This window comes from Rhodopseudomonas palustris (assembly GCF_007005445.1).
GTDB lineage: Bacteria > Pseudomonadota > Alphaproteobacteria > Rhizobiales > Xanthobacteraceae > Rhodopseudomonas > Rhodopseudomonas palustris_G.
Genome location: NZ_CP041387.1, coordinates 4,295,656 through 4,318,050 on the forward strand (window position 1 = coordinate 4,295,656; position 22,395 = coordinate 4,318,050).

24 protein-coding genes are annotated in these 22,395 nt (G+C 66.5%); 13 read left to right on the forward strand and 11 right to left on the reverse strand.

Annotated features, from left to right (window positions below; all coding sequences use genetic code 11):
- Positions 1–30: 30 nt before the first annotated feature.
- Positions 31–450 (reverse strand): DUF1236 domain-containing protein, encoded by a 420-nt coding sequence (locus FLL57_RS19765; protein ID WP_013500447.1) that lies wholly within the window; start codon positions 448–450, stop codon positions 31–33.
- A gap of 119 nt (positions 451–569) precedes the next feature.
- Complete coding sequence (locus FLL57_RS19770; protein WP_142883790.1) at positions 570–1,727, reverse strand: extracellular catalytic domain type 1 short-chain-length polyhydroxyalkanoate depolymerase; 1,158 nt, start codon at positions 1,725–1,727, stop codon at positions 570–572.
- Between the two features lie 246 nt (positions 1,728–1,973).
- Between FLL57_RS19770 and FLL57_RS19775 the strand changes: the two genes are divergently transcribed.
- A complete protein-coding gene (locus FLL57_RS19775) occupies positions 1,974–2,435 on the forward strand; it encodes a DUF2269 family protein (protein ID WP_013500445.1) in 462 nt (153 codons plus the stop codon).
- A gap of 7 nt (positions 2,436–2,442) precedes the next feature.
- Here FLL57_RS19775 and FLL57_RS19780 read toward each other — a convergent pair whose 3' ends face one another.
- Entirely contained in the window at positions 2,443–3,555 is a 1,113-nt protein-coding gene (locus FLL57_RS19780; RefSeq protein WP_013500444.1) for an FUSC family protein, read from the reverse strand.
- Between the two features lie 170 nt (positions 3,556–3,725).
- Here FLL57_RS19780 and FLL57_RS19785 point away from each other — a divergent pair, with 170 nt between their 5' ends.
- The 5 genes from FLL57_RS19785 (at position 3,726) to FLL57_RS19805 (ending at position 9,456) form a co-directional block, all read left to right on the forward strand.
- Complete coding sequence (locus FLL57_RS19785; RefSeq protein ID WP_142883791.1) at positions 3,726–5,090, forward strand: MmgE/PrpD family protein; 1,365 nt, start codon at positions 3,726–3,728, stop codon at positions 5,088–5,090.
- Between the two features lie 79 nt (positions 5,091–5,169).
- A complete protein-coding gene (locus FLL57_RS19790; RefSeq protein ID WP_013500442.1) occupies positions 5,170–5,775 on the forward strand; it encodes a PAS domain-containing protein in 606 nt (201 codons plus the stop codon).
- Between the two features lie 205 nt (positions 5,776–5,980).
- Entirely contained in the window at positions 5,981–7,399 is a 1,419-nt protein-coding gene (locus tag FLL57_RS19795; protein ID WP_142883793.1) for a malonyl-CoA decarboxylase, read from the forward strand.
- Between the two features lie 151 nt (positions 7,400–7,550).
- The gene (locus tag FLL57_RS19800) at positions 7,551–8,468 is read left to right on the forward strand and encodes a pirin family protein (protein WP_142883795.1); all 918 of its coding nucleotides are present in this window, start codon (positions 7,551–7,553) and stop codon (positions 8,466–8,468) included.
- A 70-nt stretch (positions 8,469–8,538) separates the two neighbouring features.
- On the forward strand, positions 8,539–9,456 hold the full coding sequence (locus tag FLL57_RS19805; protein WP_142883797.1) for a phosphoribosylaminoimidazolesuccinocarboxamide synthase: 918 nt from the start codon (positions 8,539–8,541) through the stop codon (positions 9,454–9,456).
- Positions 9,457–9,526: 70 nt separating this feature from the next.
- On the opposite strand, the gene cysK is transcribed toward FLL57_RS19805, so the two are convergent.
- A complete protein-coding gene (gene cysK, locus FLL57_RS19810; protein ID WP_013500438.1) occupies positions 9,527–10,525 on the reverse strand; it encodes a cysteine synthase A in 999 nt (332 codons plus the stop codon).
- Positions 10,526–10,805: 280 nt separating this feature from the next.
- Between cysK and FLL57_RS19815 the strand changes: the two genes are divergently transcribed.
- Together FLL57_RS19815 and FLL57_RS19820 are read left to right on the forward strand one after the other, a co-directional pair.
- Complete coding sequence (locus FLL57_RS19815) at positions 10,806–11,363, forward strand: HNH endonuclease (protein ID WP_013500437.1); 558 nt, start codon at positions 10,806–10,808, stop codon at positions 11,361–11,363.
- Between the two features lie 171 nt (positions 11,364–11,534).
- On the forward strand, positions 11,535–12,101 hold the full coding sequence (locus FLL57_RS19820; RefSeq protein ID WP_235677174.1) for a class I SAM-dependent methyltransferase: 567 nt from the start codon (positions 11,535–11,537) through the stop codon (positions 12,099–12,101).
- 43 nt (positions 12,102–12,144) lie between these two features.
- On the opposite strand, the gene FLL57_RS19825 is transcribed toward FLL57_RS19820, so the two are convergent.
- The 3 genes from FLL57_RS19825 to FLL57_RS19835 are packed head-to-tail and all read right to left on the reverse strand — an operon-like array spanning position 12,145 to position 14,839.
- On the reverse strand, positions 12,145–12,657 hold the full coding sequence (locus FLL57_RS19825) for an ureidoglycolate lyase (RefSeq protein WP_142883801.1): 513 nt from the start codon (positions 12,655–12,657) through the stop codon (positions 12,145–12,147).
- On the reverse strand, positions 12,654–13,493 hold the full coding sequence (locus tag FLL57_RS19830) for a bifunctional allantoicase/(S)-ureidoglycine aminohydrolase (RefSeq protein ID WP_142883803.1): 840 nt from the start codon (positions 13,491–13,493) through the stop codon (positions 12,654–12,656). Before FLL57_RS19830 ends, FLL57_RS19825 begins: the two co-directional genes overlap by 4 nt.
- A gap of 38 nt (positions 13,494–13,531) precedes the next feature.
- Positions 13,532–14,839 carry a dicarboxylate/amino acid:cation symporter gene (locus FLL57_RS19835; RefSeq protein ID WP_142883805.1) on the reverse strand — a complete coding sequence of 436 codons (1,308 nt, stop codon included), beginning with the start codon at positions 14,837–14,839 and terminating at the stop codon, positions 13,532–13,534.
- A gap of 104 nt (positions 14,840–14,943) precedes the next feature.
- Here FLL57_RS19835 and FLL57_RS19840 point away from each other — a divergent pair, with 104 nt between their 5' ends.
- The 4 genes from FLL57_RS19840 to FLL57_RS19855 all read left to right on the forward strand — a co-directional run bounded on the left by FLL57_RS19840 (position 14,944) and on the right by FLL57_RS19855 (position 18,275).
- On the forward strand, positions 14,944–15,825 hold the full coding sequence (locus tag FLL57_RS19840) for a LysR family transcriptional regulator (RefSeq protein WP_142883807.1): 882 nt from the start codon (positions 14,944–14,946) through the stop codon (positions 15,823–15,825).
- On the forward strand, positions 15,825–16,433 hold the full coding sequence (locus tag FLL57_RS19845; RefSeq protein ID WP_142883808.1) for a class I SAM-dependent methyltransferase: 609 nt from the start codon (positions 15,825–15,827) through the stop codon (positions 16,431–16,433). The genes FLL57_RS19840 and FLL57_RS19845 overlap by 1 nt, the downstream gene beginning before the upstream one ends.
- Positions 16,434–17,028: 595 nt before the next feature.
- The gene (locus tag FLL57_RS19850; RefSeq protein WP_142883810.1) at positions 17,029–17,616 is read left to right on the forward strand and encodes a sigma-70 family RNA polymerase sigma factor; all 588 of its coding nucleotides are present in this window, start codon (positions 17,029–17,031) and stop codon (positions 17,614–17,616) included.
- Positions 17,613–18,275: a ChrR family anti-sigma-E factor gene (locus FLL57_RS19855; RefSeq protein WP_142883812.1), complete on the forward strand. Its 663-nt coding sequence runs from the start codon at positions 17,613–17,615 to the stop codon at positions 18,273–18,275. The genes FLL57_RS19850 and FLL57_RS19855 overlap by 4 nt, the downstream gene beginning before the upstream one ends.
- On the opposite strand, the gene FLL57_RS19860 is transcribed toward FLL57_RS19855, so the two are convergent.
- Positions 18,272–19,417, reverse strand: a complete 1,146-nt coding sequence (locus FLL57_RS19860; protein WP_013500427.1) for an AI-2E family transporter — start codon at positions 19,415–19,417, stop codon at positions 18,272–18,274. The two genes, FLL57_RS19855 and FLL57_RS19860, sit on opposite strands and share 4 nt — an antisense overlap.
- Before the next feature lie 179 nt (positions 19,418–19,596).
- Between FLL57_RS19860 and FLL57_RS19865 the strand changes: the two genes are divergently transcribed.
- Positions 19,597–20,673: a phospholipase gene (locus FLL57_RS19865; protein WP_142883814.1), complete on the forward strand. Its 1,077-nt coding sequence runs from the start codon at positions 19,597–19,599 to the stop codon at positions 20,671–20,673.
- Between the two features lie 3 nt (positions 20,674–20,676).
- On the opposite strand, the gene FLL57_RS19870 is transcribed toward FLL57_RS19865, so the two are convergent.
- From FLL57_RS19870 to FLL57_RS19880, 3 genes are all read right to left on the reverse strand, one after another.
- Entirely contained in the window at positions 20,677–21,141 is a 465-nt protein-coding gene (locus tag FLL57_RS19870; RefSeq protein WP_142883815.1) for a hypothetical protein, read from the reverse strand.
- A gap of 92 nt (positions 21,142–21,233) precedes the next feature.
- A complete protein-coding gene (locus tag FLL57_RS19875; protein WP_142883817.1) occupies positions 21,234–21,956 on the reverse strand; it encodes an LrgB family protein in 723 nt (240 codons plus the stop codon).
- A complete protein-coding gene (locus tag FLL57_RS19880) occupies positions 21,953–22,336 on the reverse strand; it encodes a CidA/LrgA family protein (protein ID WP_013500423.1) in 384 nt (127 codons plus the stop codon). The genes FLL57_RS19875 and FLL57_RS19880 overlap by 4 nt, the downstream gene beginning before the upstream one ends.
- Positions 22,337–22,395 lie beyond the last annotated feature (59 nt).

The window sequence follows — 22,395 nt, forward strand, 5'->3', positions numbered from 1 at the left end:
GTTCAGACCGGGACGGCCGAGGCCGATCGGTTACTCGATGATTTCCACGACCTTGCGGGTGCGCGGGTCGACCAGCACGGTCCGGTCGTTGACCACGGTGTAGCGATACTCGCTGGCCCGGCCGAAGCGATCCGGCACCTCGTAATAGGTCACGCCGTCGGACGGCAGCACCACGCCGACGCGAACCTCGTCGCGGTAGCGGTACGACGGATGGCGCTGCTCGACGACGTAGTGACGGAACTGCGGTCGGTCATCGACACCCAGGATGCCGGCTACGCCGCCGACAACGCCGCCGATCGTGCCGCCGACGACCGCTCCGACCGGTCCGGCCGCACGCTCCCCATCCCGCGCCCCGCGTTCGATCCCGCCGGGAACGCCCTGGGCGTTGGCAACGGCGGGCGCGGCGAGCGCCAGGACGACGATGGCGGTTCCAGCGAAGCGATTGATCATGGTCAGACTCCCGTGTGATGAAAGGTGGTCTGACAAAGCCGAATTCGGCGATCTGTTCCGTACTCCGCTGCACCGAGGCTTGCTGATGATCCTTGCAGGACGCCGGCGGAACCGGATGCCTACTTCATCAATCCAGCAGCCGTGAGGGCGCGTGTGATCACCGCGCCGACGTCCAGCCCGCGCTTGCCGGAGCGGGATTCGGCGGAGGCTCCCTCCTGGCCGGACTTGGGAGCGGCGCCGTGAGTTGCGTCCGCGGCGCGTCTCGACACCGCAGTGTGGTGGGCCGACCGCGGCTGGTAAACCCGGCCAGTCAGGCCGAAGAACTGCGCGATGTGATAGGACGACGAGATCCCGACATCGAGCAGATAAGCACCGGCGACGCCGTAGCGCTGCTCGCCGGCGCCGGCACCGAGCGGCGTGCCGTGCGCCATCCCGGTGATCGTGTAGGATTCCACCACGGTTTCACCGCTCGAATTCCGCCACACCTGGCGTGGATAGCCGTCGACCCTGTTTTGCGCCATTGGCGCCTCTGGCAGGCCGTGCAGATCTAACCATTGCCGCACCAGCGCATCGGCGTTCGCCGGATCGACGGTCCGGTCCGCATCGCCGTGCCACACCGCCAGCTTCGGCCATGGCCCCTTGTGGGCGGTCGCACCGCGCACGAGGTCGCCGAGCTGACGGCCGGTGCGTGGCGACGCGTGGCGCATTTCCTTGAGCGCCTGCCGCACATTCAGCGCGACGCCATAGGGCAGTCCGGCGATCACGGCGCCGCCTGCAAACACCTCAGGATAGCTGGCGAGCAGTGCCGCCGTCATCGCCCCGCCGGCCGACAGGCCGGTAGCGAAGATCCGAGCGCGGTCGATGGAGTGGTGGTCCACCATGTGCGCGACCATCTGCCGGATCGAGGCGACCTCGCCGCTGCCGCGATGGATGTCATCGGGCGCGAACCAGTTGAAGCAGGTGTTGGGGTTGTTGGCGCGGGTCTGCTCCGGCAGCAGCAGCGCGAAGCCATAGCGCTGCGCCAGCGTGCACCAGCCGGCACCGATCTCGTAGCCGGCGGCATTCTGCGTGCAGCCGTGCAGAACGACCACCAGCGGCATTCTCTGCGGGATCCCATCCGGCACGAACGAGAACATCCGCAGAGCGCCCGGGTTGGGACCGAACCCGGCAGTCTCGGTCAGGCGACTGTCGGCGGTGCCTTCGTTGTGGCCCAAGCCGTTGAAAGCGTGCATTTTTCGGAGCTGCCCGAGGAAATCGATTTGATCTTTCAGTGACACGGTCGCTCCTGGTCTGGGCCCCTGCCCGCACCCGGCATATAATTGCTGCATCGCAATATGGTAGGTCCGGACCGCTGCGCAGCGTGCGGGTCTGGCAGATGCGGTCGTCAACGCCGACCCGCAATGGCGGTACAGCGACCAAGGTCGATTTGACAAACCCCGACGAAACCCCGAGCACAAAGCGAAAAATCGAGCAGTGGCGCGGCGGAGTGCTGGTCACGACGGCACAGGCGCGGAACAGACCCGATGTATGATGTGTTCAAATTCCTCCATGTTGTCGGCGTAGTCGTGCTGGTCGGCAACGTCACCATCACCGCCTTCTGGAAAGCGTTCTCCGACATGACCCGCGATCCGAAGATCGTAGCGCACGCGCAGCGGGGCGTCACGGTGTCGGACTTCATCTTCACACTGACCGGTATTGCGCTGATCATCATCGGCGGCTACGGGGCCGCGCTGATCAAGGACATTCCACTGTTCGGCTCGTTCTGGCTGGTGGCGGGGCAGATCCTGTTCGTGATCTCCGGGCTGATGTGGCTCGGCATTTTGATACCACTACAAATCCGGCAGGCACGTCTTGCCCGCAGCTTCGCCGAGAGCAGCGAGATCCCGGCACAATACTGGCGCGACGCCAAGACCTGGCTGATCTGGGGCATCATCGCCACCGTCCCGCTGGTCGCGGCGGTGTTCGTGATGGTCTACAAGATCTGATCGGGCACTACGCGACCCGTGCGGTCGGCTTTCCGGGCAGTCCCCATTCCGTAACCCGCATTTCGAGGTCGCGGAAATTCTGGTGCAACTGTTCCATCGCAAAGCCGAGCGCGAAGAACCGCTCGGCCTGATCGCCCGGCAACGCTCGGATCAGACCGTCGCGTCGCACCGCCGCGACCTCGGCCGCATAAGCGGCGAGCGCCTGTTCCATCGGCCCGAGCGGCGGCGGGGCGTGGCGACCACGCAGCGCCGCAGCGCAAGCGGACAGATGCGACGTTGCTGCGCCCCGCAGTGCGTCCACGGTGCCGCCGAGCCGGTCCTGCAGCGTCGGCGGCAACGGCGCGGTGACGGCGCGACCGACCATCACCAGATCATGGCGCAGCCGCAGCAGGGTGCGCACCAGCGGCGCAACATCGGGGCCGCGCGACAGCCCGGCGTTGCGCTCGCGCTGCGCCTCGGCGCCGATCTCCGCCAGCGTCACCAGCGAGGCACCGATGCCGTCCTGAAGCCGGTGCAGCGCGTCGTTGTCGAGTCCCTTCGTCAAGCCGGCGAGCAGCGCACCGAGCGCGTCCGCCATCAATTCGAGCGAGCGCGCCGCCGCAGCCAGCGCCAGCCCCTGCGCCCGCGACGGCAGCACCACGAACGATACCGCCAGCCCGACCGCCGCCCCGACCGCGACTTCGAGCACGCGATCGATCGCCGACGCCAGCGGTTCGACCTTGGTGATGGTCGGAACCAGCAGCACGATGATCGCCGTGACGGTGGCGACGTTGAGGCTGGGCTTGATCGCGGCGAGCAGCGCCAGCGGCGCAACCGCCAGCGCCAGCGCACCCAGCAGCGCCAGTTCGCTGTGATGCGGCACGAAAATGGTGATGGCGCCGCCGTAGATCGCCCCGCCGATAGTGCCGACGAAATAGTCTCCCGCCATTTTCAACGACCTTCCGACGCTGGTCTGCGTCACGATGATCGCGGTGAGCACGGCCCATAGCGGCAGATGCAAATGGAGACTCTGGGCGAAGCCGAGCGCCAGCAGCGCCGCGAGCGTGATCCGCAGTGCCAGCCCCCAATGCGGCCGGCGCGGTTTCCATTGCGAGAGTAAGCGTGTCCTGAGGGATGTCATCGGCGGCCGCAATCGTTGAGGTTGCACCGTCTGGCGCGGAATCGTCGGCGTCAGAGAGCACGGCGCTGCGAACCGCGCAAATCCGCATCGATGCGGGTGGGGCCTGCGGCAGCGCGGCTTGAACCGTGTGCGTGCCCCGCCTAACGTGCGGCGCAAAAGAGGGAGCCCTAATGGCCAACGAAACCGCCACGCTCGCCGGCTACGTCGCCGCGCTGCAATTCACCGACATTCCGCAGGACGTGCTGGCGCGCGCCAAGCTCTTGACGCTCGACTTCCTCGGCAGCGCGATCCGCGCCCGGCGCGAGGCCGAATCGACACCGGCGATCCTGCAGACGCTGCAGGCGCTGTCGCTCGATGCGGCCGGCGAAGCCACGGTGTTCGGCGACGACAAGCGCTGGACCCCGGCGGTGGCGGCGCTGCTCAACGGCGCGCTCGGTCACTCGCTCGATTTCGACGACACTCACGCGGATTCGTCACTGCATCCATCCGCGCCGGTGGTGCCGGCCGCATTCGCGGTCGGCGAACTGGTCGGCGCCTCGGGCCGCGACGTGCTGACTGCGATCGTCGCCGGTTATGAAGTGTGCTGCCGGCTCGGCAACGCGCTCGATCCGACCTCGCACTACGCGCGCGGCTTCCACCCGACCGCAACTGCCGGCACCTACGGCGCCGCAGCGGCCGCTGCCAAACTGTTCGGCCTGTCGCAGGACCAGATCGTCGCGGCGTTCGGCGTCTCCGGCAGCCAGGCCGCGGGCTCCCTGCAATTCCTGGTCAACGGTGCGTGGAATAAGCGCTATCAGGTCGGCGCTGCCGCGATGAACGGCGTGATCGCCGCGACGCTGGCCAAGAACGGCTTCGTCGGTTCGACCGAGTCGGTCGAAGGCATTCATGGCCTGTTGGTCGGCTACACCGACACCCCGCATCACGACAAAGCGGTCGCCGACCTCGGCAAGGTCTACGAGACCATGAAGATCGGCGTGAAGCCGTATCCGAGCTGCCGCTACACCCACGCTGCGATCGACGCGCTGATCGCGATGCGCCGCGAGCACAATCTGACACCGGCGCAGATCAAGCGGGTCGAGGTCGGGCTGCATCAGAACGGCATTACGCTGACCGGCGATGCATCGACCAAGCGGCATCCGCGCTCGATCGTCGGCGGCCAGTTTTCGATGTTCTTCACCGGCGGGCTGGCGCTGGAGCAGGGCAGCTTCGGCTGGGACGACTACGCCCGGCTAGGAGATCCGGCGATCGATGCTCTCGCAGACAAGTTCGACGTGGTGCGGGACGAACGGCTGGAAGGCAAAACTCACCCGTTCGGCGCCCGCGTTTCGATCACCACCGAGGACGGTGTGCACGAGCGGATTTACGCCGATCCGTCCGGCGAGCCAACCTCGTTCCCGAGCGACCAGGCGATGGCGCAGAAATTCCTGCAACTCGCCAGCCCGGTGCTGGACGGCCGGGCGCAGAGCTTTGCCGATGCGGTGCTGACGCTGGAGCGTTTCGCCAAGGTGAGCGAGGTCACCGCACTCGGGCGCTGACCGGGACGATCTGCGGTATTGACATACTTGCAATCTGACGTAGCAGATGAGCCGATCTTCTCCAGAAACGGGGCGACCGATGCAACGCTTCGTCTGCGAACAGAACATTGCTCATTTCCAGCGCCTGCTGGAGACCGCAGAGGACGACAAGCTGCGCCGCACGCTGCTCGGCCTGTTGTCGTCCGCCAAGCGCGAGCTGGCGCTGCTGAATTCGCAGATTTCCGGCGCCGATCTGTCGCCGCTGGGGTATCGCAAGCCGGCCGGCGATATCGCAGCGGCGCTTGCGCGGCTTCGAGCCAGCTTCGACGCATCCGATCATCCCTGCCTGCTGATCGACCCCGGCCCCGGCCTGAAGATCTTCGACATCAACGACGCCTATGCGCGCGCCACCTTCACGACGCGCGACACCGTCGTCGGCATGTCGTTGTTCGAGATCTTTCCGGACAATCCGGCCATCGTGACGGCCGATGGTGTCAGCAACCTCTACGAATCGCTGCGGACCGTGGTTGAGACCGGCCAGCCGCACGCCCTCGCGGTGCAGCGCTACGACGTTCGCAACGCCGACGGGGTGTTCGTCGAACGCTATTGGCAATCGATCAGCACGCCGGTGCAGGATCTAGACGGCCGCCTGATCTGCCTGCTGCACACCATCGAAGACGTCACCGCCGAAGTGCTGGCGGATTGACGCACCCGCGTCAGTGCACCTTAGGCGCGCACCGCACCATTCAAATACCTTTCGGCGACCCTCGGCCCCGGTCACGAAGCCGTGGAGAAACCATCCGCCCGCTCGTGCGTCTGGAAGGCGTCGCCTGGAACGTCTATGGTTCCAAAATACCGCACGCCGCGCGGGCACGCAAAGCAGCCGGTTTCCAAAAGCCTGGGGATGAGCGATGCCGACAGCCACCGTAGACCGCGCCTCGGAGTTTCTCGGCGGCCTGTTCAACAGCTTGACCGAGCGCGGCCGCAGCCTGTTCGGCCGGGCCGGCACTCAGCCGATGACCAAAGACGAACTGATCGGGCTCGGCGAGACGCTGCTGTCCCGGCGCGGTGAAGCCTCCGGAGTCGCACTGGCGGCGTCGCTACTGGACGGCTACGAGGCTGCCGCCGAGGACGACAGGCTGGCGTTTCTCGATGCGCTCGCCGAACAGTTCGGGCCCGACCTCGCCGAACTCAACGCCGCGATCGAGGCGTTCCGCGCCGACCCCACGTCGGAGGCCACCGGCGAACTGATGCACGCCGCCGAACCGCGCCGGCAGGAGCTGATCCGCCGCCTCAACCATGCGCCGGGCGGCACCGCCGCGCTGGTGAAGATGCGCGAAGCGGTGCTGTCGCATCTGCGCGACCACCCTCAGCTTCGCCACGTCGACGACGATTTCGTGCATCTGTTCACCTCGTGGTTCAACCGGGGCTTCCTCGTGCTGCAGCGGATCGACTGGACCACGCCGGCCAATATTCTGGAAAAAATCATCCGCTACGAGCAGGTCCACACCATCCACGACTGGGACGATCTGCGCGCACGGCTGGCGCCTCCCGACCGGCGTTGCTACGGCTTCTTCCATCCGCGACTGATCGACGAGCCTCTGATCTTCGTCGAGGTCGCGCTGACCGAGGACAGTCCGGCCGCGATTGCACCGCTGCTCGATCTCGACCGCGAGCCGATGCCGGCCAGCGACGCCACCACTGCGGTGTTCTACTCGATCTCCAACACCCAACGAGGTCTCGCCGGGATCTCGTTCGGCAATTTCCTGATCAAGCAGGTAGTCGAGGAGATCAAACGCGAACTGCCGAACGTGCAGACCTTCGTGACGCTGTCGCCGGTGCCGGGCTTCGCCAAATGGCTGAAACGCGAGCGCGACAATCCGGACTCGGCGCTGCTCGATGCCTCCGCCCGCGACGCGCTCGAAGTGCTCGAAACCGAGAACTGGTTCGACGATGCGGACACCGCCGATCGGCTGAAGCCGATCGTCATGCAGCTCGCGGCCGCTTACTTCCTGCAGGCCAAGGGTCCGAATGGCCGTCCGCTTGATCCGGTGGCGCGCTTCCATCTCGGCAACGGCGCGCGGCTCGACCGGCTGAACTTCCTCGGCGATCGTTCGCCGAACGGCATGCGCCAGTCGCACGGCCTGATGGTCAACTACCTGTACGCACTCGGCGACATCGAGGCCAACCACGAGGCGCTGTTCGAACGCGGCCAGATCGCCGCCGCCTCCGCGGTGCGCAAGCTGGTTCCGACCAAGCCGGTGACCAGCGAGCCGCGCAAGAGCAACGGAAAAACTGCCAGCGCCCCGCAGGCCGCGCCGACGGCGTGAGGAACGACGGCATGCCTGCCGCATCTTGCATTGGCCTCACCCAGTCATTGCGAGGAGCGAAGCGACGAAGCCATCCAGCTTGGTACACGAGGCTCCTGGATTGCTTCGCTTCGCTCGCAATGACGGTCTCAAACGTGGAGGAGTTCGTCTCATGAGCTGGATGCCAACTAACGATCCGGTGCTCGGCGATCCGACCACCTGCGACGCGCTGGACCTGATCATCGTGCCGCGGACCCGCGACCTCGGCGACGGCTTCGCGGTGCGTCGGGCACTGCCGCACGGCAAACGGCAGATGGTCGGCCCGTTCATCTTCTTCGATCATTTCGGGCCGATGCAGTTCATCGCCGGCAAGGGCATGGACGTGCGGCCGCATCCGCATACCGGGCTCGCCACCGTCACCTATCTGTTCGACGGCAAGATCATGCACCGCGACAGCGAGGGCAATATTCAGGAGATCGCTCCGGGCGCGATGAACCTGATGACCGCCGGCCGTGGCATCGCGCATTCCGAGCGCACGCCCGACGTCGAGCGCCAAGACGGCCAGTCGATGCTCGGCCTGCAGAGCTGGATCGCGCTGCCGCAGGCTTCCGAAGAGATCGCGCCGAGCTTCCAGCATTTCGCCGCGGCGACGCTGCCGATGGTGCAGGACACCGGCTTCACCGCCCGGGTGATCGCCGGCTCGGCGTTCGGCAAGACTTCGCCGGTGACGATGGTGTCGCCGTGGTTCTATGTCGAGGTCAACGCCAAGGCCGGCACCGCGGTGCCGCTCGATCCGGACCACGAGGAGCGGGCGATCTATCTGGTCGACGGCGAGGTCGAGATCGCCGGCGACCGCCATGTCGGCCCGACCCTGCTGATTTTCCGCCCCGGCGACCGCATCACTGTCCGGGCGAAGACGGACACGCGGATGATGTTGCTCGGCGGCGACGCGCTGGAGGGACCGCGTCACATCTGGTGGAATTTCGTCTCGTCCAGCAAAGAGCGCATCGAACAGGCCAAACAGGACTGGAAAACCGGCCGTTTTGACGCGGTCCCGAACGAGAGCGAGTTCATTCCGCTGCCGGAATGATAGACTGCGGGCTCAAATCGACCTGTGCTGCCGGCTGCGCCGACGGCCACCTCTGCCTGGAACACCGCCCATGACCACGATGCTCTCGAGCGACCTCCCGCTGACCAAGATCGGCCGCGGCAAGGTGCGCGACATCTACGCCGTCGACGACGACCGGCTGCTGCTCGTCACCACCGACCGGATCAGCGCCTTCGACGTGGTGATGGGCGAGACCATTCCGATGAAGGGCGCGGTGCTGACCCAGATCAGCGCGTGGTGGTTCGATCAGCTCGGCGGCGTGGTGCCGCATCACATGATCAGCGCCGACACCGACGAGATCATCGCCGCAGTCCCGGCGTTGAGCGAGCATCGCGCCGTGATCGCAGGCCGGACGATGCTGTGCCGGCGCACCACCGTGTTCCCGATCGAATGCGTGATCCGCGGCTACATCACCGGCTCGGCCTGGAAGGAATACGCCGCCTCCGGCACACTGGCGGGCGAGAAGCTGGCCGAGGGGCTGACGGAGAGCGAGCGGCTGGTGCCGCCGATCTTCTCGCCGGCCACCAAGGCCGAGACCGGCCACGACGAGAACATCACGATCGCGCGGATGCGCGAGATCATCGGCGACGACGACGCCTACACGCTTGAGAGCATGACGCGCGCGGTCTACACCCAGGGCGAAGAGATCGCCCGCGAGCAGGGCATCATCATCGCCGACACCAAATTCGAATTCGGCCGCGACCAAGACGGCCGCATCATCCTGATCGACGAGGTGATGACGCCGGACAGTTCGCGGTTCTGGGCAGCCGATACCTACACCCCCGGCCGTCCGCAGCCGTCATTCGACAAGCAGCCATTGCGCGACTATCTCGACGCCGAACGCCGCGCCGGCCGCTGGAACGGCGAAGCACCGCCGCCGAAGCTGCCGGCCGAGATCGTGGAGGCGACCTCGAAGCGCTATCTCAAGGCCTACCGCCTGCTCACCGGCACCGAGCTGGTGGTGACATAATTTCAAGCCGCTCCGCGCCGGATCGCGGGCACGCTCCCGCAATCCGGCTGTAGCGTCGCGGCCCGGCCGATCAGACGCCTTCGAACAGCACCGTCGACAGGTAGCGCTCCGAGAACGACGGCACGATCGCCACGATGGTCTTGCCGGCGTTTTCCGGCCGTTTGCCAAGTTCGATCGCCGCGGCGATCGCCGCGCCCGACGAGATGCCGCCTGGGATGCCTTCGTGCCGGGCCAGCGCCCGCGAGGTTTCGATCGCGGTGGCGCTCGGGATCTTGACCACTTCGTCGATCACCGACCGATCCAGGATGTCCGGCACGAAGCCGGCGCCGATGCCCTGGATCTTGTGCGGGCCGGGCGCACCACCCGACAGCACCGGGCTTTCCTCCGGCTCGACCGCCACTACCTGCAGCGACGCCTTGCGCGGCTTCAGCACCTGGCCGACGCCGGTGACGGTGCCGCCGGTGCCGACGCCGGCGACGAAGATATCGACCGCGCCGTCGGTGTCGTTCCAGATCTCTTCCGCGGTGGTGCGGCGATGCACCGCCGGGTTGGCGAGATTCTTGAACTGTTGCGGCATCACCGCATTGGGGGTCGCCGCGACCAGCTCTTCGGCCTTGGCGACCGCGCCCTTCATGCCCTTGGCGGCTTCGGTCAGCACCAGTTCGGCGCCGAGGAAGGCCAGCATCTTGCGGCGCTCGACCGACATCGATTCCGGCATCACCAGCTTCAGCCGGTAGCCCTTGGCAGCGGCCACGAACGCCAGCGCGATACCGGTGTTCCCGGAGGTCGGCTCGATCAGCACGGTATCCGGCTTGATGATCCCCTCCTGCTCCAGCGCCGCGATCATCGCCGCTCCGATACGATCCTTCACGCTGCTGGCCGGATTGAAGTATTCGAGCTTGGCGTAGATCGTCGCTTTGACACCGTGCTGCTGCGGCAGCCGGTTCAGACGTACCAGCGGCGTATCGCCATACGCGTCGGCGATCGACTCGTACACCCGACCGCGGCCGGGACGATGGGCGGGCGCATCTGCGACGGCTTTGATCGATGCGGTTGCTGTGCTGGACATGACGCCTCCTCACTTGGATTGGCGGATTTCAGGGAACTGTCCGGGTCAATCTGCTAGCCCGCCGCGACCCCGTCAACGCGGCTGGTAAAAATGGAACAATCACCTCCGAAGCGCCGGGTTTCTGGAATACGCTTGCTGTGCCAACGTGCTGGCTTGGGCGAAAATCCCACCTTGCGGAGCGGACATTTCTGCATCGCCCTTCACAAGGCCGTCACGCTGACTGTAGTATGCCTTCGCATGCTGCTTCGCAGCGTCGATCGACGGGGGTCAGGAGCGTTTCTTGAACGCGCATGTCTCGCATGGCGGTTGGCCGGTATTGGTGCTCAACGCGGATTTCCGGCCGCTCAGTTACTATCCGCTATCGCTTTGGTCGTGGCAGGACGCGGTCAAAGCGGTGTTCCTCGATCGCGTCAATATTGTCGCCCATTACGACCGCGCGGTCCACAGTCCGAACCTCGACTTCCAGCTTCCGAGCGTGGTGTCGCTGAAGTCTTTCGTCAAGCCGACCACGCATCCGGCCTTCACCCGGTTCAACGTGTTCCTGCGCGATCGGTTCGTCTGCCAATATTGCGGCGCGCCGGACGATCTCACCTTCGATCACATCATTCCGCGCTCGAAGGGCGGCCAGACCACCTGGGAGAACGTCGTCGCCGCCTGCTCGCCGTGCAATTTGCGCAAGGGCAACCTGACGCCCGAACAGGCCAGGATGTTCCCGCGCCAGACCGCCTTCGCCCCCACGGTCCATGAGCTCCACCGCAACGGCCGGCTGTTCCCGCCGAACTATCTGCACGAGAGCTGGCTCGATTATTTGTATTGGGACACCGAGCTGGATCCATAGTCCACCCGCGGCGAAACCACTCCGTCTCGTCGCCTCGCCACAGCTTCCCTGCTCGCTTTACACCGCCTCCGACAGGCTGCACTGCTGCGTTCGAAGTCGCTCGCGAATGGATCGGTGATGTCGGGTTATTTTCTTCTACTATTGCCGCCGGCCGTCTGGATCGGCTGGCGTATGGCGTCCAGGCGGACGGTGCTGCCGTGCCCGTCGGAGATCGCCTGGCTGGTGGAAATGGAAAACCCGCTGGCGCGCGCCACGCGCTCCGAACAGGTCGTGGCGCAATTGCAGTTGCGGCCGGGCGACCATGCGATCGACATCGGTTGCGGTCCCGGACGGGTGACGATCCCGCTGGCGCGCGCCGTCGGAGCGCATGGCCGGGTGACCGCGCTCGACATTCAGGACGGCATGCTGGCGAAGGTGGCCGCCAAGGCTGAGGCCGAAGCGCTGACGAATATTCAGCCGCTTCGCGCCGACGTGCGGAACGCGGCGATCCCCGCGGGCGCGCTGGACGCCGCCGTCATGGTGATGGCACTCGGCGAATTTCCGCGCGGCACCGAGATCTTTCCGTCGGTGCATCGCATGCTGCGCCCCGGCGGCCGGCTGCTGGTCGCCGAGAGCATCTTCGATCCGCACTACGTCTCCCGCCGCCGCGTGCGCCAGCAGGTCTCGGCCGCGGGATTTCGTGAGCTGCGCTGCGTCGGCAACGTCTTCGGCTACAGCATCACGTTTGAACGGCCCTAGTCCGGTTGCGGAGACTGCGTGGCGATCGCCGAGCGGCAGGTCGTCAGCGGCCCGCAGGAAGGTGCACGGTCCAAGGTTCGTCGAACACGTGCTCTTCGAGATTCACCCCCGGCCCGCCACGATCTATCACCACGAAATCCTGCGCTGCGCCGAACGGCGTCAGCACGCTGTGCCAGACGTTGCGGGCGTAGCAGATGCCCTGATGCGGGGCCGTGACAAAGGCTTGCGGCGCGCCGGGCCTGCCGTCCTCGTCCGGGCAGACCACCACCAGAAACGGCGCGGCGTTCAGCGGCACGAACGCCTGGGCGCCGAGCGGATGGCGCTCGACCAGATTGAGCCACAGCGGCATCGCGTAAGGCTGTGCCTCGACCAGGCCGACCACGACGCGCGCGCCGTCGCCGATCACCTCGATCTCGGCGAGATCGTGGAAGCGCCTTGCCATGCCGGCATTCATCGGACGCGAAGAGGCCTGCGCCGTATCGATCACCTGGCCGAACGGCGCGAACGCCGCCGTCCTCAGCGGCTGCGCCACGATCTTTCGCGCGGTCGCGGTCATCGTCCGAGCCCGCGGCGGCCGAGCGCCGGGTGGCGGTTGACGTCCTTGTACAGCAGATAGCGGAAGCGGCCGGGACCGCCGGCGTAGCAGGCCTGCGGGCAGAACGCGCGCAGCCACACGAAATCGCCGGCCTCGACTTCGACCCAGTCGCGGTTGAGCCGATACACCGCCTTGCCTTCGAGCACGAACAGCCCGTGCTCCATCACATGGGTTTCCTCGAATGGAATCGAGGCGCCGGCCTGCAGGGTGACGATGTTGACGTGCATGTCGTGGCGCAGATCCTCTGGGGAAACGAACCGCGTCGTCGCCCAGGCGCCCCCGGTGCCGGTCATGCCGGCGGGCTCGATCTCGGACTCATGGGTGACGAAGGCGTCAGGCGCAGCAAGACCGGGGACGGGTTCGTAGGCCTTGCGAATCCAGTGGAAGCGCGCCGGCTCGCTGCCGGCGTTGTGCAACCGCCAGCCGCAGCCGGGCGGCAGATAGGCGTAGCTGCCGGGGCGCAGCGCATGGGACTTGCCGTCGAGCTCGAGGCTCGGCGTACCACCGACCACGAAGACGACGCCTTCGCCCTGCGGATCCGGCTCCGGATGATCGCTGCCGCCGCCGGGCGCGACCTCCACCAGATATTGCGCGAAGGTCTCGGCGAAACCGGACAGCGGCCGCGCCAGAATCCAGACACGGGTCTTGGTCCAGCCCGGCAGCAGGCTGGTGACGATGTCGCTCATCACGCCATGCGGGATCACCGCATAGGCCTCGGTGAACACCGCGCGGCCGGTGTGGAGCGCGCTCTGCGGCGGCAGCCCGCCGCAAGCCGGGTTGTAGATCGGGGCGTTCATCGCGGTCTCCCTGCGTTTCTTGGTATCAGGCTAGGCGGTCAGGCAGAGGCTTCGGCGATCGGCGCGTCGAGGATCGCCGCGGTGTCGGTGGTCACTTCGCCGTTCAGCACGCGTTTCGCCTGGGCCCGGTCGATATCGCCCTCCCATGCGGCAATCACCACGGTCGCCACGCAGTTGCCGACCAGATTGCCGAGCGCCCGGGCGATGCCGACGAACCAGTCGACCGACAACACCAGCACCAGGCCGATCAGCGGAATATCCGGCACCGCCGACAGCGTCGCGGCCAGCACCACGATCGCCGATCCGGGAACGCCGTGGGCGCCCTTCGACGTGAGCAGCGCGATGCCGAGGATCACCAGCAGATGGCCGAACGACAGCGGCGTATTGGTGGCCTGGGCGATGAACACCGTCGCCAGCGTCAGATACAGCGAGAACGCGTCGAGGTTGAACGAGTAGCCGGTCGGAATCACCAGACCGACCGTGGAGTCCTTGATGCCGAGCCGCTCCAGCTTGCGCATCACCTGCGGCAGTACGCTGTCCGACGACGCCGTGCCGGCCACCACTGTCAGTTCTTCGCGCAAATAGGCCAGCAGCTTGAACAGGCTGAAGCCCGCCAGCCGCATGATGCCGCCGAGGATCACGAACACGAACAGCGCAACGCCGGCATAGAACAGGCCGACCAGCAGGCCGAGCTGCTTGAGCGATCCGATGCCGTATTTGGCGACCGTGAACGACACCGCGCCGAGCACGCCGAGCGGCGCCAGCCTGACGATGATGCCGATGATCTTGAACAGCACCTCGGTGATGCGCTCGATGCTGTCGGCCAGCGGCTTGCCGCGCTCACCGAGCAGCGACAGCCCGGCGCCGAACAGGATCGCGATGATCAGCACCTGCAGCACGTCGCCCTTGGCGAAGGCGTCGACGAAGGTGGTCGGCACCAGCCGCATAATGAAGTCGGTGAAGCCGGTGACTTCCTTGACGTGGCTGCTGTAGCCGGCGAGTGCCGAGCCATCGAGCGTCGCGGTATCGACATTCATGCCGGCGCCGGGCTGGAACACGTAGGCCAGCACGATGCCGAGCGCGAGCGCGACCGTCGTCACTGCCTCGAAGTAGATCAGCGATTTCAGCCCGACCCGCCCGACCTTCTTCAGGTCGCCGGCGCCGACGATGCCGTTGACCACCACGCCGAACACCAGCGGGGCGATCGCGAACTTGATCAGTTTGATGAACAGGTCGCCGAGCGGCTTCAGCGCGACCCCGACCTCGGGCCACAGCGCACCGAGGGCCACACCAAGCACGAGGGCGGTGACCACCTGCCCAAACAGCGATGCGAAAAACCGCTTCATCGGAATGTTCCCGGATCTGGAGCCTGAGAAACAATCACTGCTGAGTTTCTAGACGTCAAATATTTCATATGTCTCGATTGATACGTTTGGCATATGATTTGAGGATGGAAATCCGCCATCTCCGCTACTTCGCCGCCGTGGCGCGGCACCTGAATTTCACCGCGGCCGCCGACAGCCTCGGCGTTGCCCAGCCGCCGCTCAGCCAGCAGATCAGGGATCTGGAAGCCGAAATCGGCACCCCGCTGTTCGAGCGGACGACGCGCCGCGTCGCGCTGACCCGCGCCGGTGAGGATTTTCTGAAACAGGCGCTCGCGATTCTGGAGCGAGCCGAAACCGCCGTGCAGCGCGCCCGCTCGATCGGCGCCGGCACCGCCGGCATTCTCAATGTCGGGCTGACCGGGTCAGTGCTGACCGGCCCGCTCGGACGGGCGATCCAGCAGTTTGCGCTCAACTATCCGAACGTCGATCTGCGCATCCACGAAATGTCGCCCGACCGACAGATCGCGGCGCTGAAATCCGGCCAGACCGATGTGAGCTTCCTGCGCTGTCCGCCGCAGGATGCCGAGATCGCCAGCGAACTGGCGTGGCGGGAATCGGTCCGGCTGGTGCTGCCGAAAGGTCATCCGCTGGCGGCCAGGAAAGTGACGCTGGCGGATCTCCGGAACGAGAGCTTCGTGTTTCTGCGGCTCGAGGACTCGCTGTTTGCGAAGTACCTGTGGCAGTGCTGTTTCGAGGCCGGCTACGCGCCGCGCGTCACCCATCAGACGATCGAGTCGACGTCGCTGACGAGCCTGGTCGCCGCGGGTCTCGGCATCGCCATCATCCCGGAATTCGTCAGCAAGCTGGCGCACCCCGACGTCGTGTATCGGCCGATTGCGGGGCAGCCGATTTCGGCCGATGTTCATGCGCTGTCGACGGGCGCCAACAACCCGCTGGCGCATCAGTTCATCACCCTGGTGCAGACGCTGTCCGGCAAGGAGACCTGATGACAGACCACTGGCAGAACGTTTACGCCACCAAGGGCGAGCAGGACGTATCGTGGTTCCAGGATACGCCGACGATCTCGCTCGACCTGATCGCAGCGCTGTCGTTGCCGCCGGAAGCGGCGATCCTCGATGTCGGCGGCGGTGCGTCGCGGCTGGTCGATCATCTGCTCGATCTCGGCCGCCGCGACCTGACGGTGCTCGACCTGTCCGAGGCCGCGCTCGCGACCACGCGTGACCGGCTCGGCCCGCGTGCCGCAGCAATCAGATGGATCGTTGCGGACGTCACCCGATGGACGCCGGAGCGCAGCTACGCGGTGTGGCACGACCGCGCCGCCTTCCACTTTCTCACCGCTGAGGCCGATCGCGCGGCCTACCGAGACCGGCTGCTCCGCGCGGTGGCGCCGGATGGCTATGCGGTCGTCGGCACCTTCGCGTTCGACGGCCCCGAGCGTTGCAGCGGCCTGCCCGTGGCGCGCTACGACGCCGACGGTCTGCAAAGTCAGTTTGCGCCGGAGTTCGAGATGACCGACAGCCGCCGCGACATTCATGCAACGCCGTGGGGCGCCGAACAGCGTTTTCAGTTCGCGACGTTTCGGCGCAGAAACTGATTGCCAGTCGATGGAAATATAGCCGGAGGCCCGCCGACATAGCCGGCAGGCCCCACGACCATCGCTGGACTCGCGTGCGATCCGTCGCTTTCCTTGCCCGACGATCAGCCGAGCATCGCGTACGGCACCAGCGGGGCGAGCGTCATCAGCAGCGCACCGCCGATCGCAGCAGCTTCCATCCCGTTCAACTTCCGAAACATCGACATCACCAGACCTCCCGTTGGCTGTTAGCACGCTGTTTACGACGCACCGGACGCGTCGGATCACACCCGCATCATCACAGCCGCGTGATTCGCCATCGACCTGCTGCGCAAATTGCCGCAAGGCATTTCTGCGGCGACGATGTGATCCAAATGGTCGGCTGGTTCGTATCAGACAAAATGCAATCGATCCGATCGCGCTTTGGCTCGTCATGATCCTCCGCACACCCGACTCAGTCCCCAACTGCGACTACCTGATTACTACTCGCGCGCATGTGAGCGCGACAGATGGCGTGCTGCGGATCATGAGGTCGCGCGCTAGGCTGCGCGGCTCGGAGTGCGTGCATCACGGCGATGCGCCGGATCGATACTCGCCCGGACACGGAGCGGTCGTCATGGATCAACTGCGCGACGGTCCACCTCCGCCGTCGGCGGAGATGTCGGACTGTATTGTCCGCATCGCGGCCGCGCAGGACCGTGCCGCGTTCGAGACTCTGTTCCGACACTTCGCGCCGCGGCTGAAATCGTACTTTGCCCGGCGCTGCGGCGATCCGGTGCTGGCCGAAGAGATCACCCAGGAGACATTGGTCTCGGTCTGGCGCAACGCTGCGCAGTTCGATCCGGCAAAGGCGTCGGCCTCGACCTGGATCTTCACCATCGCGCGCAATCTCGGGATCGACCGGCTGCGGCAGGCGAAGCGGCCGGGTTTCGACCCGCACGATCCGGCATTTGTGCCCGATGAAGAGGAGCCGCCCGACCGCAGGCTGGAGCGCACCGAGACCGAGCAACGCGTGCGCGAGGTGATGGAGACGTTGTCGTCCAACGAGAAGAGCGTACTGATGCTGTCGTTCTACGAAAACCAATCCCACGGCCAGATCGCCAAACAGCTCGGCCTGCCGGTCGGCACGGTAAAGTCGCGGATCCGGCTCGCCTTCGGCAAGCTGCGGGCGGCGCTGGAGCTGCCGGCGGGAGACCTGCGATGACGGTCCGCCATCACATCAGCGACGATCTGCTGCTGAGCTACGCCGCCGGCACGCTGGACGAAGCCTCGAGCCTGCTGGTCGCTACCCATCTGGCGCTGTGTCCGCATTGCCGCATCCGAGCCGCGGCCGCCGATGCGCTCGGCGGACAGATGCTCGATGCGCTGCCGGCCGCGGAGGTGACGCCTGACCTGTGGCGAAACGTAGTGGCACGGACCCAGACCGAGCCGGAATTGGCCTCGGCCATGCCCGCATCTGCGCTGCGGCCTCGCTCCGACATCGTGATTCCCGAGCCGCTGCGCAGCTATCTCGGTACCGATCTGGCCGGCTTGCGCTGGACTCGGCTGGCGCCGTGGGTCCAGCAGATCAGCATCGATATACCGGGCTGCGGCCCTCGCGCCCGAATGCTGCGGTTCGAGGCCGGCACGCGGGTGCTGGAGCACGGCCATTCCGGGCGCGAGCTGACGCTGGTGCTGCACGGAACGCTGTGCGACGGCACGGCGGTGATGCGCCGCGGCGACGTCGCGGAAACCGACGAGCGTACCGAGCATCAACCCCAGGCCGGCCCGGACGGCGACTGCATCTGCCTCGCCGTCACCGACGCCCCGCTGCGATTCAAGAGCAGGCTCGCCCGGCTGTTGCAGCCCTGGTTCGGGATCTAGGCAGCGGGCGGTACACCGCGGTCGTTACGGGCCGCCGCCGCAGGTGGCGGCTCGACCTCCACCGGGCCGGCACTGGCGCCGATCGGCGGCGTGTCGCCGGCTTCCTCTCGGGAGGTCGAATAGATGTCCCAGGCGGCGATGAACATCGCGGCAATCACCGGCCCGACCACGAAGCCGTTGAGCCCGAACACTTCGAGACCACCGAGGGTCGAGATCAGCACCACGTAGTCCGGCATCCGGGTGTCCTTGCCGACCAGAATCGGACGCAGGACATTGTCGACCATGCCGATCACCAGCGCGCCCCAGACGATCAGTCCGATCCCGTGCCAGATCGAGCCGGTGAAGATCAGGTACAGCGCCATCGGCAGCCAGACGAGACCGGCACCGACTGCGGGAAGCAGCGACAGAAACGCCATCACCACCGCCCACATCAGGGCGCCGCTGATGCCGAGCACGTAAAAGGCGAGGCCGCCGAGCGAGCCCTGGATCAGGGCGATCAACATGTTGCCCTTCACCGTCGCACGGATCACCACGGTGAACTTGTCGAGCAGCCGGGTCTGATGATCGACGCCGAGCGGCGTCGCTCGCCGGATCCGCCCGGCGACCAGATCGCCGTCACGCAGCAGGAAGAACAAGAGATACACCATCACGAACAGATTGACGGTGAAGTCGAAGGTGCTCTGACCGATGCCGAGCGCCTGCCCCGCCAGATACTGGCTGCCGCGCAGCAGGACCGCCGACAGCCGCTGCTGCAGGTCCGCCAGATTGCCGACCCCGAACCGGCCGAGCAGATCGCCGATCCAGTCCGGCCGCGCCGCCAGCAGTTCGCGCAGCGTATTGAGCAGATCGAGGTTGCCGGACTCGATTTTCGTGTACATCCCCGCTGCTTCCCGCGCCAACGCGGCCCCGAGCAGCGACAGCGGCAACAGCACCATCAGCACGATGATCGTCACCGACGTCAACGCCGCCAGATTGCGCCGGAAGCCGAAGGCCTGATTGAGCCAGCGGTTCAGCGGCGCAAACAGGATCGCGATCACCATGCCCCACAGCACCGCGCTGTACAGCGGCCACAGGATCCATCCGAACAGGCCGGTCACCGTCACCAGCAGCAGAATGAAGAATTTGTTCTCGGATGCCGGCATCCAGTTCCCCCTGCCTCACCAGCAGCAACGATCCCGCCGGGCTTTGGCTCCTCGGCACAGTAAAGGGTTTTCGGGCGAATTCGAGCCCCGCCGCAGCAGAGTCGATGCTGTTTGCGGTTTGCGGCCGTGCCGATCCCTGACACTGTCCGACGATGCGCGGGAAGCCGGAAAGGAACACGATGAGCGAAGCGGTCGTCGACGACATCGTGGCATTGCTGCCGCCGCTGCTGCAGACCTTGGAGTCGGTCGGCTTCGTCGCGCGCTATCTGCATCCGCCGGAATTTGGTGCGCTGATGCAGCTCACAGGCACGCCGGACGAGGCGCTGCGTGCCGAACTGCCGCGACTGGCGGGCTGGCCGGAGACATTCGCGCATCTGCGCGAGCCGTTGCGAGGCGCGAGCGATCAGGCGCTCGCTGCATTTGCGGCGCTGCGAGCGGTGGAGGCCGGCCAGGGCGATCTGACCGACGTGTTTCGCGCACTGCGACATCTGCCGCAGGCGCTGGAAGCGCTGTATCCGCTGGCCGCGACACTGCCGCCGGTGTCGAGCTTCTTCCTCGCCCCCGAAACCCAGCAGGACGAGGCGCTGCTGGCTCGGCTGGCGCAGCCGAAACATCCGGACAGCGGCGTGTTCCACCGCCTGAACGAGGCAGCGAGCCATGGCGGCTATTCGCTCTATGTGCCGGAGTACTACGACCCCGACCGGGAGTGGCCGCTGGTGATGGCGCTGCACGGCGGCAGCGGCCACGGCCGGCTGTTCCTGTGGAGCTGGCTGCGTGACGCCCGCGCCCGCGGCGCCATCGTGGTGGCGCCGACCGCGACCGGACGAACCTGGGCGCTGATGGGCGAGGATGTCGATTCGCCCAATCTGGCCTGCATCCTCGACGAGGTGCGGGGGCATTGGCGGGTCGATCCGTCACGGCTGCTGCTGACCGGGCTCAGCGACGGCGGCACCTTCTGCTATGTCTCGGGCCTGGCCAGCGACTCGCCGTTCACCCATCTGGCGCCGATCGCCGCGAGCTTTCATCCGCTGCTCGCCGGCGCGGCGGATTCCGCGCGGCTGCGCGGGCTGCCGATCCAGATCGTGCACGGCCGCCACGACTGGATGTTTCCGGTGGAGGTGGCCCGGCAGGCCCACGAGGCGCTGGTCTCGGCCGGCGCTGACGTCAGCTACCGCGAGATCGCCGACCTCAGTCACAGCTACCCACGCGAGGCAAATGTCGCTCTCTTGGATTGGCTGAAGGTGCCGGCGGCGTAGCGCTCAGGCCGAACGCCGAGCCGACAGTTTGCTCCGGATCAGCTTCGAAGTCTGGCTGCGGTCGGCGAACAGAGCCAGCAGCAACAGCGCCAAGCCGCCATGAAACAGCCCGGCGCCGAGCGCGGTCGGGGCGATCTGCCAGATCAGCAGCGGCGCCGCGACCATCAGTGCGGGCGCCAGCACGTAGGCGGCACTCAACACCGGCGAAACAGGATAGCCGAGCCGCCACAGCACCGCGGCAAGCGCGGCCAGCGCCATCAAAGCCTTCACGCCGGCCATGAAGCGCAGCAGCAGCACCAGTTCGGCATCGCTCTGGGCCCGCGCGGCGGTGGCCGAATCGGGCGCGGTGAGGACCGCCGCCGCAACCGCGATCAGCGCGGCCGCAATCGCCACGACAGGGCGCGGCATCGACCAGGGCAGCGGCGGGACCACGACATACGAGGCTGGCCCAACTGAAACATCGGACATCGGCGACCTCCTCGGCGGATGATTGGCGCACAAGCGTAACGCGGCGGTTGTGACGACGGCAAATCACACTGCGGCGACGGCGCGCGCCGAGCTCAGCGCACCAGCAGAGTGACCAGGACCGGGACCAGCAGCGCGGTGATCAGGGCGTTCAGGCTCATCGCGATGCCGGCGAACACGCCCGCGATGGCATCGACCTGGAACGCTCGCGCGGTGCCGATGCCGTGCGAAGCCAAACCGACCGCGAAGCCACGAGCCCGGTAGTCACGTATCCCGAGCCGGTTCATCAGCGGCGAGACGATGATGGCGCCGAGAATGCCGGTCAGGATCACGGCGACCGCGGTCAGCGACGGATCGCCGCGCAGCGATTCGCTGATACCCATCGCGACGCCCGCAGTGACCGATTTCGGCGCCAGCGACAGCACCACGGTTTCGGGCAGCCCGGCGAGCTGCGCCAGCCAGACCACCGAGACGATCGCGGTGACGCAGCCGACGACCAGCGCCAGCGCCATCGGAAGGATCGCGGCCAGTACCAGCTTGCGGTTCTCGTACAGCGGCACCGCCAGCGCCACGGTGGCGGGGCCGAGCAGGAAATGCACGAACTGCGCGCCGCCGAAATAGGTGGTGTAGGAGGTTCCGGTCGCCCACAGGAACACGCCGATGATCCACATCGCGTGCAGAACCGGATTGACCAGCGGATTGCGCCCGGTCGCCTGCGACACCGCATCGGTCGCCGCATAGACCAGCAATGTCACGGTCAGCCACAGCAGCGGGGTCTGCGACAGATACACCCACAGCGAGAACGGATCGGCGTTCATCGCGGCACCCACATCGACAGCAGCCGCGCCACGACCACGAACGTCACCACCGTGACCACCAGGGTGATCAGCACCGAGCCGGCCAGCACCAGCATGATCGCGACGCCGTGGGCGGTGATCATGTCGAGCTGCTGGATCACCCCCACCCCCGCCGGGACGAACAACAGCGACAGATGCGCCAGCATGCCCTTGGACGCCTCCTCCACCCCGCCGTTACCGAGCGGTCCGCGCGCCAGCGGCTTGATGTAGTCGCGCGCGACCAACAGGACGAACAGCAGCAACAATCCGAGCACGGGGCTCGGCAGCGGCAGACCGAGCCCGCGGGCGATCACTTCTCCGGCGAGCTGGCACAGCAGGATCAGGCCGATACTGGCGATCATAGGTTCCCTCACGCGGAAAAATCGCGCGCACCGATGCGGACTCCGCCGGAACCTGTCAA

Bases quoted from the DNA above. Each gene is read 5' to 3' on its own strand.
- FLL57_RS19765 (WP_013500447.1), bottom strand. From the start codon at position 450: ATGATCAATCGCTTCGCTGGAACCGCCATCGTCGTCCTGGCGCTCGCC.
- FLL57_RS19775 (WP_013500445.1), top strand. From the start codon at position 1,974: ATGTATGATGTGTTCAAATTCCTCCATGTTGTCGGCGTAGTCGTGCTG.
- FLL57_RS19780 (WP_013500444.1), bottom strand. From the start codon at position 3,555: ATGACATCCCTCAGGACACGCTTACTCTCGCAATGGAAACCGCGCCGG.
- FLL57_RS19785 (WP_142883791.1), top strand. From the start codon at position 3,726: ATGGCCAACGAAACCGCCACGCTCGCCGGCTACGTCGCCGCGCTGCAA.
- FLL57_RS19790 (WP_013500442.1), top strand. From the start codon at position 5,170: ATGCAACGCTTCGTCTGCGAACAGAACATTGCTCATTTCCAGCGCCTG.
- FLL57_RS19795 (WP_142883793.1), top strand. From the start codon at position 5,981: ATGCCGACAGCCACCGTAGACCGCGCCTCGGAGTTTCTCGGCGGCCTG.
- FLL57_RS19800 (WP_142883795.1), top strand. From the start codon at position 7,551: ATGAGCTGGATGCCAACTAACGATCCGGTGCTCGGCGATCCGACCACC.
- FLL57_RS19805 (WP_142883797.1), top strand. From the start codon at position 8,539: ATGACCACGATGCTCTCGAGCGACCTCCCGCTGACCAAGATCGGCCGC.
- cysK (WP_013500438.1), bottom strand. From the start codon at position 10,525: ATGTCCAGCACAGCAACCGCATCGATCAAAGCCGTCGCAGATGCGCCC.
- FLL57_RS19820 (WP_235677174.1), top strand. From the start codon at position 11,535: ATGGCGTCCAGGCGGACGGTGCTGCCGTGCCCGTCGGAGATCGCCTGG.
- FLL57_RS19825 (WP_142883801.1), bottom strand. From the start codon at position 12,657: ATGACCGCGACCGCGCGAAAGATCGTGGCGCAGCCGCTGAGGACGGCG.
- FLL57_RS19830 (WP_142883803.1), bottom strand. From the start codon at position 13,493: ATGAACGCCCCGATCTACAACCCGGCTTGCGGCGGGCTGCCGCCGCAG.
- FLL57_RS19835 (WP_142883805.1), bottom strand. From the start codon at position 14,839: ATGAAGCGGTTTTTCGCATCGCTGTTTGGGCAGGTGGTCACCGCCCTC.
- FLL57_RS19840 (WP_142883807.1), top strand. From the start codon at position 14,944: ATGGAAATCCGCCATCTCCGCTACTTCGCCGCCGTGGCGCGGCACCTG.
- FLL57_RS19845 (WP_142883808.1), top strand. From the start codon at position 15,825: ATGACAGACCACTGGCAGAACGTTTACGCCACCAAGGGCGAGCAGGAC.
- FLL57_RS19850 (WP_142883810.1), top strand. From the start codon at position 17,029: ATGGATCAACTGCGCGACGGTCCACCTCCGCCGTCGGCGGAGATGTCG.
- FLL57_RS19855 (WP_142883812.1), top strand. From the start codon at position 17,613: ATGACGGTCCGCCATCACATCAGCGACGATCTGCTGCTGAGCTACGCC.
- FLL57_RS19860 (WP_013500427.1), bottom strand. From the start codon at position 19,417: ATGCCGGCATCCGAGAACAAATTCTTCATTCTGCTGCTGGTGACGGTG.
- FLL57_RS19865 (WP_142883814.1), top strand. From the start codon at position 19,597: ATGAGCGAAGCGGTCGTCGACGACATCGTGGCATTGCTGCCGCCGCTG.
- FLL57_RS19870 (WP_142883815.1), bottom strand. From the start codon at position 21,141: ATGTCCGATGTTTCAGTTGGGCCAGCCTCGTATGTCGTGGTCCCGCCG.
- FLL57_RS19875 (WP_142883817.1), bottom strand. From the start codon at position 21,956: ATGAACGCCGATCCGTTCTCGCTGTGGGTGTATCTGTCGCAGACCCCG.
- FLL57_RS19880 (WP_013500423.1), bottom strand. From the start codon at position 22,336: ATGATCGCCAGTATCGGCCTGATCCTGCTGTGCCAGCTCGCCGGAGAA.